This is a genomic window from Chitinophaga sp. 180180018-3, assembly GCF_037893185.1.
Taxonomy (GTDB): Bacteria; Bacteroidota; Bacteroidia; order Chitinophagales; family Chitinophagaceae; genus Chitinophaga.
Genome location: NZ_CP140772.1, coordinates 903,508 through 918,265 on the forward strand (window position 1 = coordinate 903,508; position 14,758 = coordinate 918,265).

The following is a 14,758-nucleotide window of genomic DNA, read 5'->3' on the forward strand; positions in this document are numbered from 1 at the left end:
GCTTCTCCGATATTTTGAAACAATTTGATCATAAATTGAAACGCTCCGATCAGTGTATGCGCTAAAAAAATTCTTCCTTCGCAACAAACTGGTACCGTCAATCAAATCTATTATAACTAAACGATTCCACTTATGCCTGGTAGTAATTGCCGCTTTTTAATGTATTTCCCTTTACTGTTGCTACTCCCTGGCGCCTTGCGGGCTCAGAATGGTGGCGTTTCCGGCAGGGTATTGTCGGAGAATGACAATAAACCGCTTCCGGGTGTCACTATACAGGTCAAAGGAAAGCCTGTAGGTACTGTTTCTAATGCCGATGGCAGCTTTTCTATTCAAGCCGCGCTGCAGGATACTTTGTTGTGCTCTTATATCGGTTACCAGCAGGAACGGTATGCTGTTAAAACCATGTCTGGCAACCTGCTTCATCTGAAGCCCGACAGCCGCTCGCTCAGCGATGTGGTGGTAGTGGGCTATGGTACCCAGCGAAAGCGTGATCTGACAGGTGCTGTCAGTTCAGTGAAAAGCAGGGATATTTCCTCCCTGCCGGTACCCAACGTAGGTGAAGCTTTACAGGGACGGGCTTCGGGGGTGCAGATTGTATCTTCTGGTGCTCCCGGAAGCAACGTCACCATCCGTGTCAGGGGAGTAGGTACGATCAACAACGCCGATCCGCTGCTGGTGGTGGACGGGGTACCCACCGATATTCCGCTGAATGCTATCAGTCCGGACGACATCGCCGCTATCGAGGTATTGAAAGATGCTTCTGCCGCCGCCATTTACGGTTCACGGGGCGCTAATGGCATAGTGCTGATCACCACCAAAAGAGGCACCGGCCAGAACAGGCTGGAAGCCAAATTCTACACCGGCATGCAAGACGCTGCCCACATGGTGAAAATGCTGAATGCCCGCCAGTTTGCCTCCCTGCACAATGAAATGATGGCTAACAACGGGCAAGCCCAAAATCCTGATTATGCTGATCCACTCGCACTCGGCAAAGGAACCGACTGGCTGAATGCACTCTTCCGTACGGCCCCCATGCAGAATTACTCCCTGGCTTATTCCGGTGGAAATGGAGCTACCAACTATTACGTTTCCGGTAGTGTGTTCAATCAGAAAGGTATCGTGATCAATACCGATTACAGGCGCTACAACATGCAATTTAATCTCGATACAAAAGTATTCGACTGGCTGAAATTCGGAAACAATCTTACCCTCAGCGCTGATGTAAAAAACAGTGGCGGCTATAATATCCAGGCTGCCATGGCTGCTTTACCCACCCAGCCCATTTACAATGAAGACGGCTCCTGGTCTGGTCCGGCAGGCCGCCCCGCCTGGGTAGGCGATATTCGCAACCCTATCGGTACCGCTACCATTAATACTGGCGCCACCAAAGGATACAATGTACTCGGCAATATCTACGGGGAAATAACATTGTTCAAAGACCTGAAATTCAGATCCACAGGGGGGATACAGTATATGTCGTGGGACAGCAGGAACTGGTCGCCTAAATACGACTGGAAACCCATTGCTGTGCCTAATTCTTCATTATCCCGCAGCTTCAATAAAAGCATCACCCTTTTATGGGATAACTACTTTACCTATGATCACTTTTTTGGCCACGATCATCACCTGACGATAATGGCCGGCAGCAGCGCGCAGAATAACAGCTACGAATATATGAGTGGCTCTATCCAGGGATTTGCAGACGACCGCACCAATCAGCTGGATAATGGGCTTACACTACCTGCTATAGGAGGCAACGGCAGCGATTGGGCATTGTTATCGTTCATTGGCCGCGCTAACTATGCATATAAAGATAAATATCTCTTTACCGCTACCATAAGGCGCGATGGCTCTTCCAGGTTCGGACCTTCACATAAATATGGAACTTTCCCTTCTGCTTCGGTAGCATGGAGAATCTCCAATGAAGACTTCTTCAAAAACATCACTTTTATCAACGACCTGAAACTACGTGCAGGCTATGGTGTAACCGGTAATCAGAATATAGGCAACTATTCTTTCGCTTCCGTATATCAGACTGTCCAATATAATTTCAACGGCACACCGGTAACAGCCGTGGTGCCACAAAGTATCCCGAATCCGGCTGTACGTTGGGAAGAAGTGGAACAAACCAATATCGGCCTGGATGCAACCCTGCTGAATAACCGTATTAACGTAACTGTGGACGCTTACCTGAAAAATACCAACGGTATGCTGGTGCCAATGTCAGTGCCCATTTCAACCGGTTATTCCGATATCGTGGTGCCAAGTATCAATGCGGGTAAGATGCAGAACAAAGGTATAGAGCTCAATATCAATACTCAGAATATCAGGGGCGTATTTGAATGGAATACCAATTTCAATGTATCGTTTAATAAGAATAAAATCGTTAGGCTGAATGACAGTGTGCCTATGTATACCGGTGGTATCGGATTAAATCAGAACCTCGCCATTCATGCGCAGGGACATCCGCTCAACTCCTTCTACGGTTTCGTGACCAATGGTATTTTCCAGGATCAGAAAGAAGTGGATGCTTACGCTGTGCAGGTACCCGGCGCAGATCCGTTTAACCGCACTTCACCGGGAGATATCAGGTTCAGGGATCTCAACAACGATGGAAAAATAGATGATGCCGACCGTACGTTTCTGGGGAATCCCAATCCTACGGTAATATTTGCGATGAATAACACCTTTGCCTACAAAGGTATCGACCTGAGCATCTTCCTGCAGGGTGTTTCAGGGAACAGCATCTTCAACGCCAACCGTATTAACCAGGAAGGCATGGCCGTAGCACAGAACCAGACTATTGCCGTATTAGATCGCTGGACAGGGCCGGGAACGAGCAACACCATGCCCCGCGCCGTTTTCAACGATCCGAATAAAAATACCCGTGTGTCCGATCGCTACGTGGAAGACGGATCTTACTTGAGAATAAAGAATATAACGCTGGGATATACCCTGCCGAAACCGCTGACAGCAAAAGCAAAACTTGCAGCTGCAAGGATCTATGTATCCTGTCAGAACCTGGCCACCTTTACTAAATACACCGGCTTCGATCCGGAAGTAACGGCCAACGGTATCGACCTGAACGTTTACCCGGTTACCAGAACGCTGAGCGCCGGTGTTAATCTTACTTTCTAAAAATCCAATAACAGATGATGAAGTACTCCTTATATTTTCGTTTGTTCCTGGCAGTAGCAGTGATGAGTGGTTGTTCCAAATACCTCGATAAAACACCGCCGGACAAAATCAATTCTGAAAATTACTGGCAAACCGCCAACGATGCCGTAGCTGGTATCAACGGCGCTTATCAGCCGCTGCAATGGCCCAAGTTGTATAATCTTCGTATGTGGACTACCGATATATGGGCTGGCAACAGCATTACTGGTGCAGGTGGTGGAACAGACGGTATTGAAACACAGGATATCTCCAATTTTGTAACGGCTACTGATAATGCAGCAGCATTGGATATCTGGCGGGGGCCCGCTCCGGGCATTCTGAGATGCAATATGGTACTACAGAAGGTACCGGCTATACAAATGGATGAAAACCTGAAGAACAGGGTCTTGGGAGAAGCCCATTTTCTGAGGGCCAATTATTACTTCATCCTGGTGAGATTATTTGGTGATGTGCCACTGCTCACACAGCCGCAGACTCCGCAGGATGACCTGCGTCCGGTACGTACTTCCAAAGACAAAGTATATGAACTTATCGTACAGGATCTGACCAGTGCCATTGCGCTTTTGCCTGCCCGCGAAAGTTACACCGGCGCCGATATTGGCCGGGCTTCAAAAGGCGCTGCGGCCGGCCTTCTGGCGAAAGTATACCTGACAATGGGTAACTATCAGAAAACAGCGGAACTATGCCAGCAGGTAACAACCCTGGGATATACGCTGAATAAAAACTACAGCGATAATTTCAATCCGCAGACCAAGAACTCCCTGGAATCCCTGTTCGAAGTACAATACTATGGTAAAACCAATTACAGCTTCTGGGATAATGAAAACCAGGCCTCCTGGGTCAGTACCTTTATGGGGCCACGCAACTCAAACATGGTAGCAGGCGCCTATGGCTGGAATCAGCCAACACAGGAGTTTGTGAGTGCCTATGAACCGGACGATAAACGTAAGAATCAAACAGTATTATACAACGGATGTCCTGATTTCGACGGTATGAAATACAATGCCACCTGGTCGGTTACAGGATATAACGTGCGGAAATTCCTCGTATCGAAATCTGTCTCTGTTGATTATAATACCAATCCTGCTAATTGGGTGGTGTTGCGTTATGCAGATGTATTACTGATGCAGGCGGAAGCGCTCAACGAGCTGGGGCAGACGGCTGCTGCAGAAACACCGCTGAATGCTGTAAGGGCCCGGGCAGGCTTACCGGAAGTACATGGTTTGCCAAAAGATGCTTTCCGTGAAAAAGTATTGCATGAAAGACGTATGGAGCTGGCCTTTGAAGGAGAACGCTGGTTCGATCTGGTGAGGGTGAAGCAGGGGCAGTATGGCCTCGATTTCCTCCATGCCATCGGCAAAGTAAATGCCACTTCCAAACATCTGCTGCTACCTATTCCCCAGAAGGAAAGGGATGCCAATCCGAACCTGACACAAAATCCCGGTTACTGATCAGTTTAAAACTACGTTATGAAATTTATCCTACAAGGATTGCTGCTGGTAATATTGTTCAGCGCCTGTAAAAAATATAATGAAACAGAGCTGAATAAAGGAGATAGCCCGCTGCAACTCACTGCTACTAAAAGCAAGGTAACACTGCAACAAAAAAACGATGGGGCAGAAGCTATCGTTTTCAACTGGACCGCAGGTTCCAATAAAGGCACCAATGCAGCGATTGCCTATACATTACTGCTCGATAAACAGGGGAATCATTTCAGCAAAGCAGTAACCCAGGATATGGGCAAAGCTGCTTATTCACGCAAATACACAGTAGCGGAGTTGAATAACCTGCTGCTGCAGCAATTGGGTTTCACAGCCGATTCCACCGGCACCCTGGAAGCTAAAATCATAGCTACGGTATCCGGCAGTAACCATGCGACCGATACTACGCAGGTGTTGAGTATCCAGCTAATACCCTACAAAGCAGTATCTACTACATTGTATCTGATCGGCGATGCTGCACCCAATGGCTGGAGCGCCGATAAAGCAACTCCGCTTATCGCCGACCCAAACGAAGCCGGACGCTTTACCTGGAAAGGCAATCTTACCGCAGGCGAATTGAAATTCATCACCACGCCGGGTAAATTCGCACCTTCTTATAACAAGGGTAGTGATGATGCACACCTGTTTTACAGAACTGCCGACAACCAGCCGGACGATAAATTCAAAATAACAGCATCAGGTGTATATACTATCTCGCTGAGTTTACTGGATATGACTATCAGTATCTCCATTACCGATGCTCCGCCTTACGCCCGTCTATGGATGCTGGGTGATGCGGTACCCACTGGCTGGGATATAGGGGCGCCTTCGCCAATGAGGGTCGATTCCTCAAATCTGTGGGTGTTCTCCTATAATGAAGTGCTGAAAGCCGGCGAATTTAAGATACCAGTGGCTACCGGCAACTTTGCAACAGATTATTACATGCCGCTCACCAATCATCCGGCACTGACTTCCACCAGCGTGCAGCTGGTGAAAAATGGCACGCCGGATAACAAGTGGCAGATCACCAATCCGGGACCTTATAAGATCAAACTCGATATACAGAACAATACTATCAGCGTCAGGCCCTTTACTCCGTACAAAAAGATCTGGATGGTTGGGGATGCTACACCGGTAGGCTGGAATATCAACAGCCCGCAGGAAATGACACCGGATGCATCCAATCCGTATGTGTTTTCCTACAGCGGACCAATGAACACCGGCGAATTCAAATTCCCGCTGTCGACCGGCGATTGGGGCTGCGATTACTTTATGCCAGTACTGAATGGGGCCGGCCCCGGCAGTACACAAATGAAATTTGTACCATCCGGCAGCCCGGATTTCAAATGGAAAATCACTCAGGCAGGTAACTACAAGATCGTCATCAACCAGCTGTACGAAACCATCTCCATTCAAAAGTTGTAACGAAAATGAAAAGAATTAAAATGACAAGTATATTCCTGTGTGCATTCCTGGCATTTTCTTCCTGTGAGAAAAGCAATCCGGTAAATGATCCCGTAACATACGGCGCATCTTATGTACTCACTATTCATACTGATAAAGCAGTATATAAGCCTGGCGATGAAATAAATTTCACACTGAGCCAACCACTCGCCGGTAATATCAAAATCCGCTACAGGCACGGCGCTGAAACCATTAAGGAGGAAACCCTCAATGGAACTACATGGCGTTGGACAGCCCCCGCTGCGGATTTTAAAGGATATATGATCGATTTATATGAGATCACGGACGGCAGGGAAAAGATCCACACCAGTGTTGCTGTGGATGTATCGTCCGATTGGTCCCGCTTTCCACGTTATGGCTTTGTTGCTTCTTTCGGTAAAATGAGCACTGCCGATATAGGCAAAGTCATCAAAAACCTGAACAGGCATCATATCAACGGTGTACAATTCCAGGACTGGCATTACAAGCATCACATGCCACTGGCCGGAACACCGGAAGCACCGTTGAGCCTGTACAAGGACATTGCGAACAGGGACACGTATGCATCTACCATTAAAAATTATATAGACGCTATTCATGGATATAACATGAAAGCTATCTTCTATAACCTGGCCTATGGAGCCCTGAGCGATGGCGGCTCCGATGGGGTAGGAGAAGAATGGTATGCTTTCAAAGACAAAAATCATACAACGAAGGACGTACTGAATCTTCCCAGGCCCATGTTCAAAAGTGATATTTATATCCTCAATCCGGCCAACACCCAATGGCAGCAATACATTGCGAAACGTAATAAGGATGTATACGCTGCCTACGCTTTTGATGGCTACCAGATAGACCAGCTGGGCAATCGCGGTACACTGTACGATTACAGTGGTAACAATCTTGATATGGCTGGTACCTTCAAACCATTTATCGACGCTATGAAAATAGCCGCGCCGGACAAACGGCTCGTGATGAACGCTGTAACACAATACGGCGGGCAGCCGATTGCACAATCGCCCGTAGATTTCCTGTACTCCGAAGTATGGACACCGAATGAAAGTTTTAAGGATCTGGCAGGAATTATACAGGATAATGACCGCTGGAGTAATAATACTAAGAAGACGGTACTGGCAGCGTATATGAACTATAATGTGGCCGATGGTAAAGGCTTCTTCAACACACCCGGCGTATTGTTGATGGATGCAGTGACGTTTGCATTTGGCGCTTCACACCTCGAACTGGGAGAACATATGCTTGGAAAGGAGTACTTCCCCAACGATAACCTGGAAATGAAAGATGATCTAAAACAGGCTATGGTAAGGTATTACGACTTCCTGGTTGCCTACGAGAATCTCCTCCGGGACGGTGGTGCCTTCAATAATCCTGTGGTAAGCTGCACCAATGGTAAACTGGCCGTTAACGCCTGGCCTCCGGCTTCCGGTCAGGTGGCGGTGATAGGCAGGGAGGTCAGCAACAGTCAGGTACTGCACCTGGTGAATTTCACCAATGCGAATTCTCTTAACTGGAGAGATGCTGATGGAACACAACCTGCGCCTGCTGTCATCAGCAACGCAGATCTGGATGTGACAGTGAATAAACCTGTGGCAAAAGTATGGATTGCTTCTCCTGACAATGGTTTCGGAGTAGCCACATCACTCCCGTTCAGGCAAACCGGTAACACCGTTTCGTTTACACTACCCTCTCTGCAATACTGGGATATGGTGGTGGTCACTTATAAATAATTATCAATGAAAGGAATTTGTAAAGCTACGCTGGCAGCCTTGTTGCTGCCAGCAATAACGGTTTGTGCCCAATCGCCGGTATGGAGGTCTGCCGCTTACACCGTTTATGCCGATAGTATCGTACAAGGAAACAGGTATGTGGCAAAGGCAATATCTGACCATGAATTAACATCAGACTATCAGAGCCCCGCCAATCTTTTTCAATCGGCTTTGTTATCGTTCAAATTCAGCATCAATGGAAAGGACAATGAAATGCCTTCCGGCATGGATCATCATTTCAACTGTATTACGGAAAACGGAAAAGCAATAACGCCGCTGATCAAATTCGGTACGCTCCTTTCAGCTAAAGAAACCCCTGGTGCATTTCTGGCGCCCAATACAGAGCTCCTCATCCGGGTGGATATGCGCGAAGTGCTAAAAGCATTCAAAGATCAGGGATATTACACCGCCTTTAATGGCACGAAAATTTATAAGGATGATTTCAAAGGCCTCTTTGTAGCTGGCGGAGCTGCGCCACTGATATGGGATTTCGATAACCTGGTCAATCATCCTGAACTGGAGTTGAAAGATCCCGACGGCGATGGGATCTATGAAACCACGCTTATCATGAATCGCTTTGATCCCGGTAAACATACTGCCTCTCACTGGAAGCTGACTAAAGATATCAGCGCTTTTCCGCAATACCATTCCGGCTTTCCGGTAAGTAATGCACTGTATAACCTGTCGCTCGAGGAAATGCTTAACGCCGTAGAAAAAGACAGTACTTTCCGTACCGGCAGGGAATGGGCGGGCGTATGGACGCGCGACATCAGTTACAGCATTATCCTGTCAATGGCCTATCTGCAGCCGCAGGTAGCACGTTACAGTCTTATGAAAAAAGTAAACGCCCGCCGGCGAATCATACAGGATACCGGTACAGGCGGCGCATGGCCGGTATCTACGGACCGTATCGTATGGGCCCTGGCAGCCTGGGAAGTGTACAAGGTAACGGGCGACAGGCAATGGTTGAGTGATGCCTATACAATTATTCGTAACACATTGGAAGATGATTACCAGACTGCATATGACCCGGCTACCGGGCTGGTGAGAGGTGAATCATCGTTCCTCGATTGGCGCGAACAAACCTATCCACGCTGGATGCAACCCGCCGATATTTACGGCTCTCTGAACCTCGGCACTAATGCGGTGCATGCTGAAGCCAACAGCGTACTGAGCCGCATGGCGGCATTATTGGGCAAACCGGAGGGCGCCGCCAGGTATCAGGCAGTGGCGGAACAGATCCGTAAAGCCATCAACCGGCATTTTTGGTTGCCGGAAAAGAAATATTATGCACAATATCTTTATGGGAGATATCAAAAAATGATATCTCCCCGTTCAGAAGCGCTGGGAGAGGCACTCTGTGTGTTATTTGATATTGCAGATAATCAAAGACAGCAGGAAGTAGTGGATAATATCCCTGTAATGGATTTCGGTATTCCGTGTATATATCCGCAGATCCCGAATATTCCACCCTATCATAACGATGCCGTGTGGCCTTTTGTAGCTTCTTTCTGTACCTGGGCCGGCGCTAAAACCGGTAATGAGGCAGCGGTAATGGAAGGCATCAGCGCTATTTACCGGCCCGCCGCAATGTTCCTCACCAATAAAGAAAATTTTGTCGCATCCGATGGAGATTTTACCGGTACGCAAATCAATTCCAGTAATATGTTATGGAGCCTTGCAGGCAATATTAGCCTGGTGCATAAAGTACTGTTCGGTATTCATTTTGGCGAACAGCAACTGGAGTTCCATCCATTTGTACCTGCAGCCTATAGCGGTAATCGGCAATTGACAGGTTTCAGATACCGCCAGGCTGTGCTGGATATTGAAATGAACGGGTATGGAAATGTTGTAAAGGAATTTTATGTAGATGGAAAACAAACGGCCTCCCATCATATCCCTGCAGTGATGCAGGGCGCTCATCACGTGAGGATAGTATTGGGAAATACCTTTACCGGCAACGCTGCTGTTAATAAAGTACCGGAACTCATTGCTCCGGCTACACCACAGGCCGGCTACCAGGACGGATGGCTGAAATGGCCGCGTGTAAAAGATGTTGATACCTATCAGGTGTGGAAAAATGGAAAGCTCCTGGCACAAACGAAAGACACCGGGCTGGCCGTAGCTGCTAAAGGTTTCGCGGAATACTGCATTGTAGCGAAAAATGCAGCCGGTGTACCATCGTTCGCATCACAGCCGGTATTAGTGGCAGACAGTGCGAGGGTGCTGCTCGCAGAAGCGGAAACAATGGCCGGTTGTTCCCTGCTTTCGTACAAGGGATTTTCCGGTAGCGGTTTTGTTGAAATCAGCACAGACCTGAACCGGATCCTGAAAATACCGGTAATGGTGCCTGCCACAGGAAAGTACCTGCTCGACCTGCGCTATGCCAACGGAAACGGCCCGGTTAATACAGAAAATAAATGCGCCATACGCACCCTGATGGAAGGCAGCAAGGTACTGGGGAAAATTGTAATGCCACAGCGGGGAAAAGGAGAGTGGTCTGACTGGGGATTTAGCAACTCACAGGAAATATACCTGACTGAAGGAAAACATATCATCACCCTGGCATTGCAGGAAGCGGACATGAATATGAACGGAGAAACGAACCAGGCAATGGTGGATTATGTAAGGCTAATCAGGATAAACGACTGGCAATTTTAACGAAATATATAAGTTCCGAAAAGTTCACCATAGAAAGAAAGACCCATTTATGATCTTTGTAACCTGATTTCTGAGCACTATACACACAGGTATCTGGGTAGGATAACATATGTGGGCTGTAATGATGCAGAAGTCCTTAAGATGATTGATTAATGGATAATTGTGATTTTGTATAAAATTCAATTATCCATTTTTCTGTCTTGTAAGCATTAAAGATACACCTGCTGTTGATACACACATAAACAGTTATTCTAAACTTTAATGATATGAATCCATTCCAACCCGTTTTCGATAAACAAAAAGAGTTTTTCTATACAGATACCACCAAAGGATATGAGTGGCGGATGCAGCAGTTGAATAACATGGAAGCATTGCTGAAGGAAAACCAGGATGCATTTTGTGAGGCCCTGAAAACAGATTTTGGTAAGCCGCCCTTCGAACAGTTATTTGAAATCACGGTGCCTTTGGGCGTGATAAAATACTATAAAGAAAATCTGGAAAAGCTGATGGCGCCGGAACCGGTGGAGATCCCGAAAGGGTTGGAAGAAACCGGAAACAGGGGCGTTATCTATAAAGAACCTTACGGTGTTACGCTGGTGATTGGTCCTTTCAATGCACCGGTGCTGCTGTTGCTGGATCCTGCCATTGCAGCACTGGCAGCGGGGAATACGGTGATCCTGAAACCGGCCAATACAACCCCCGCTGTAGCCGGTCTTTTTGAAAAACTGATCCCGCAGTATTTCCAGCCCGAGGCCGTCAGCGCGGTAGTAGGAGGGCGTGAGCAGATCACCGCCCTGCTGGAATTGCCGTTCGATTTCATCTTCTTTACCGGCAGCTCCGGTGTAGGCAAAGTGGTGATGCGGGCAGCTGCGGAAAACCTGACACCGGTGGTGCTGGAACTGGGCGGCCAGAATCCTACGGTGGTCGACGAAACAGCCAACCTCGATATTGCTGTTGACCGTATCGCCTGGGGCCACAACGCCATTTCAGGGCAATGGTGCATAGCGCCCGGCTATGTGTATGTACACGAAAGCATCGCCGCTGAATTCATCGAAAAGCTAAAGGCCTCTATCCGGAAAATGTATGGCGACGATCCGCAGCAAAGCCCCGATCTGGCCCGAATGATCAGTGAACACGATGCAGAACGCGTTGCCTCTTACATCATCCCCGGGAAAGTAGTGATCGGCGGCCGTTACGATGTAAAAGCCCGGTATGTGGAGCCTACTGTATTGTATCCAAGCTCCTGGGACGATCCGGCATTACAGCAGGAAATTTTCGGCCCCGTACTGCCGGTGATGGTGTACACCGATCTGAAGGAAATTGCCACCATCATCAAACGTAAACCTAAATCACTCGCAGCTTATATCTTCAGCAAGAAAAAGGAAAACATCGACTACTTCCTCAACGCAGTTTCCTTCGGCGGCGGCTGCGTCAACCAAACCAACCTGCATTGCTGGATCGATAGCCTCCCTTTCGGCGGTGTCGGCTATTCCGGCATGGGCAAGTACTACGGAAAAGCCGGCTTCGATGCCCTCAGCAATACCAAAGCGATGCTCATAGGAAACCCCGACCTGGAGCTGGATGTATTTCCGCCATATGCAGGTAAGGATATTGCCAAAAACCTCAGTATATTCGGGTAGTTACTCTTCCCAACAATTAAACTAAAAAAACTAACCTTGAGAAACGGAATCCTGAAAAAATTCGAGCAAAGAAAATATGAGCTATTACTGTTTGCCCTGATACAGCACTTATTCATCAGTATCTTCCTGACAGACCTGGATTTTTATACCCGTGTGATCTGGCCACTGAATATGTTGCTGCTGGGACTGGGCAGCGTTTTTGCTTTTTCCGATGGCCTGAAATGGAAACACTGGTTACGGAATGCTTTGTTTGTGATGGTGCTGGCATTACCGATCGGGATTCCTTTTTTTGGAAAGAATCCTAACTATTTTCAACTCCTGAATATTGCATATGTGGTGTATTTTTCCTTCATTTTTATGGAGGTGCTCCGGTTTCTCGTGAAACCTGGCTATATCAACACAGATATTATTTCAGCCGCCGCCTGCGGATACTTTTTGCTGATAGAGATCTCCGTGTTTCTGTTGCAGTGCTTCGAGTACCAGCACCGGGATGCCTTCAAAGGCATGGATGCGTCTTCTCCGGCGGCGATCTTTACCGACCTGGTCTATTTTTGTTCCATTACTTTCACCAGTATCGGCTTTGGAGATATTACCCCGGCTACGCACGTCACCAAACTCATCACCTCTTTTATCGGCATCGCTGGCCAGTTTTACACCGTTATCCTGGTGGGTATCCTGATCAGTAAATTTTCATCAAAAGATTGATCATATGAATATCTCTACGCATTATAAGCTGAATCATTTTATTCCGTGGACGAGAACGAAGATCTATAAAATGTTGCTGCTGAGCGTAGTGCCTACCTTGCTGTACAGCTTCTTCGGATGGAAATGGCTGGCCATCCCCTGGGTGCCTGTGGCGCTCCTCGGCACTGCAGCTGCTTTCATCTCCGGGTTTAAAAATACGCAAACGTACAACCGCCTGTGGGAAGCGCGACAGGTATACGGTGCTATTATCAATAGCAGCCGGAGTTTTGGCGTGATGGTCCGGGATTTTATCAGGAGCAACGACAAATACTACGAAACAGCCGTACACCAACAAATCATCTATCGTCACTTTGCCTGGCTTACCGCCCTGCGTTTTCAGCTGAGGGAAATTAAAAGCTGGGAAAACGTAAAAACAAAGAGCTATAACAGGGAATACCAGGTTTACTACAAAGTACCGGAATGGGAAAGCTCCCTCGATGAAGAGCTGCTACCATTTCTGCCCGAAGCGGAACGGACGTATATCTTATCCACAAAAAACAGGGCCACCCAGATCCTGGCAGCGCAATCGGCTCAGCTGAAGCAGCTGAATCAGGAAGGGGCGATAGCAGATTTCAATTATGTGGCACTGGAAAATCAGCTGAAAGACCTGTACGATCAACAGGGAAAGTGCGAGCGGCTTAAAAATTTTCCGTACCCGCGGCAGTTTTCCAGCATCAACCTCTATTTTACAAATGCCCTTTGCTTTTTGCTGCCGCTCGGCTTCATCGGCGAGTTTTCTAAACTGACCGACAAATTCGGGGAATATATTGTATGGCTGACCATTCCGTTCAGTGTGCTGCTGGGATGGGTTTTCCTGGTACTGGAGCAGATAGGGGAATCCACGGAAAATCCTTTTGAAGGCGGAGCCAACGACATACCCGTCACACAGATCAGCAGGAATATAGAAATAGACCTGCGGGAGATGTTGGGTGAAAAAGACCTGCCTGAGGCTATCAAACCCGTCCATGATATTGTAATGTAGCAAAAAAATAAACTTTATGACTACGCACCTGGAAGCCGTAAGAAAATGGTATCCCAAGGCACTGACATCAGTGGAAACCATTGACCGGTTGTTGGATACCATCGAAAAATACCTGGGGCTGAAGCCAGCCCGGCTGATGCATGCCGACAGCATGTGTTGCGACGATGTAAACGCGATCCAGTACCCCCCACGGGCATACGAAATGCTTGGCCCGTTTAAAATGGGCGGACTGGATGGCTACCCTTTCGCTGGCCTGACAGGGATGAGCGCCTTTGCACATCATGTTCCGGAAGACGGGGCCGTAATGGCTTTCTATGCCCCGCATATCGGCATCACCCGGGAAGGGGTGATCGGAGAAATCAGCCGGATAGGGCAGCATCATAACTCCGCCTGTTGCGGCGCACTGAAAGGCGCCCTGGGGAAACTGCTCAGCAACCAGATCGTGGAAAGTAACATTACTCCGCTCGATTATCAGATGAATATCATCGAACAGATACTGTTGCATAATAAGGAACGGATAATGAAAGCCCCAAATACAGTGTATGAAGCCACTGAAGTGATGTATGAAGCCATCGACGAAAGGATGGAAGTATTGGTCAGCCAAACCAGTTATCCCTGTAAATACGTTATCCTGGTGGGCGCCGTTTTTGTAAATGGCGATAGAGATATGGGCTCCTTCTGCGAATACAGGAAGTTCGATTATATTAACCTCGAAACAAACGAGCGGAAAAGCCTGATGAAAGAATATTATCTCTAAAAATTACCCGTTACAGCCGGGGAATTAAGTCCCCGGCTGTAACCTCCTGTGCCCCTGTTTGCCCTTTTTACCCCAAATTCCCCCACTTT

Annotated in this window: 9 protein-coding genes; all 9 read left to right on the top strand. The window is 47.8% G+C overall.

Annotated elements, in window-relative coordinates; all coding sequences use genetic code 11:
- The first annotated feature begins 132 nt into the window (after window positions 1-132).
- The 9 genes from UNH61_RS03685 (at window position 133) to UNH61_RS03725 (ending at window position 14,669) form a co-directional block, all read left to right on the top strand.
- Window positions 133-3,138, top strand: coding sequence for a TonB-dependent receptor (locus UNH61_RS03685; protein ID WP_326990762.1), 3,006 nt, complete (start codon window positions 133-135; stop codon window positions 3,136-3,138).
- Between the two features lie 14 nt (window positions 3,139-3,152).
- On the top strand, window positions 3,153-4,628 hold the full coding sequence (locus UNH61_RS03690) for a RagB/SusD family nutrient uptake outer membrane protein (RefSeq protein ID WP_326990763.1): 1,476 nt from the start codon (window positions 3,153-3,155) through the stop codon (window positions 4,626-4,628).
- Window positions 4,629-4,646: 18 nt separating this feature from the next.
- On the top strand, window positions 4,647-6,083 hold the full coding sequence (locus UNH61_RS03695; RefSeq protein ID WP_326990764.1) for a SusF/SusE family outer membrane protein: 1,437 nt from the start codon (window positions 4,647-4,649) through the stop codon (window positions 6,081-6,083).
- A 5-nt stretch (window positions 6,084-6,088) separates the two neighbouring features.
- A complete protein-coding gene (locus UNH61_RS03700; RefSeq protein ID WP_326990765.1) occupies window positions 6,089-7,846 on the top strand; it encodes a glycoside hydrolase family 66 protein in 1,758 nt (585 codons plus the stop codon).
- A 6-nt stretch (window positions 7,847-7,852) separates the two neighbouring features.
- On the top strand, window positions 7,853-10,546 hold the full coding sequence (locus tag UNH61_RS03705; protein ID WP_326990766.1) for a hypothetical protein: 2,694 nt from the start codon (window positions 7,853-7,855) through the stop codon (window positions 10,544-10,546).
- A gap of 266 nt (window positions 10,547-10,812) precedes the next feature.
- The gene (locus tag UNH61_RS03710) at window positions 10,813-12,186 is read left to right on the top strand and encodes an aldehyde dehydrogenase family protein (RefSeq protein ID WP_326990767.1); all 1,374 of its coding nucleotides are present in this window, start codon (window positions 10,813-10,815) and stop codon (window positions 12,184-12,186) included.
- Between the two features lie 36 nt (window positions 12,187-12,222).
- Window positions 12,223-12,891, top strand: a complete 669-nt coding sequence (locus tag UNH61_RS03715) for a potassium channel family protein (protein WP_326990768.1) — start codon at window positions 12,223-12,225, stop codon at window positions 12,889-12,891.
- A 4-nt stretch (window positions 12,892-12,895) separates the two neighbouring features.
- Window positions 12,896-13,912 carry a bestrophin family ion channel gene (locus tag UNH61_RS03720; protein WP_326990769.1) on the top strand — a complete coding sequence of 339 codons (1,017 nt, stop codon included), beginning with the start codon at window positions 12,896-12,898 and terminating at the stop codon, window positions 13,910-13,912.
- Window positions 13,913-13,928: 16 nt separating this feature from the next.
- Window positions 13,929-14,669, top strand: a complete 741-nt coding sequence (locus UNH61_RS03725) for a hypothetical protein (RefSeq protein WP_326990770.1) — start codon at window positions 13,929-13,931, stop codon at window positions 14,667-14,669.
- The last annotated feature ends 89 nt before the right edge of the window (window positions 14,670-14,758 follow it).

Excerpts from the sequence above, each read along its gene's own strand:
- UNH61_RS03685 (WP_326990762.1), top strand. The coding sequence starts at position 133 with ATGCCTGGTAGTAATTGCCGCTTTTTAATGTATTTCCCTTTACTGTTG.
- UNH61_RS03690 (WP_326990763.1), top strand. The coding sequence starts at position 3,153 with ATGATGAAGTACTCCTTATATTTTCGTTTGTTCCTGGCAGTAGCAGTG.
- UNH61_RS03695 (WP_326990764.1), top strand. The coding sequence starts at position 4,647 with ATGAAATTTATCCTACAAGGATTGCTGCTGGTAATATTGTTCAGCGCC.
- UNH61_RS03700 (WP_326990765.1), top strand. The coding sequence starts at position 6,089 with ATGAAAAGAATTAAAATGACAAGTATATTCCTGTGTGCATTCCTGGCA.
- UNH61_RS03705 (WP_326990766.1), top strand. The coding sequence starts at position 7,853 with ATGAAAGGAATTTGTAAAGCTACGCTGGCAGCCTTGTTGCTGCCAGCA.
- UNH61_RS03710 (WP_326990767.1), top strand. The coding sequence starts at position 10,813 with ATGAATCCATTCCAACCCGTTTTCGATAAACAAAAAGAGTTTTTCTAT.
- UNH61_RS03720 (WP_326990769.1), top strand. The coding sequence starts at position 12,896 with ATGAATATCTCTACGCATTATAAGCTGAATCATTTTATTCCGTGGACG.
- UNH61_RS03725 (WP_326990770.1), top strand. The coding sequence starts at position 13,929 with ATGACTACGCACCTGGAAGCCGTAAGAAAATGGTATCCCAAGGCACTG.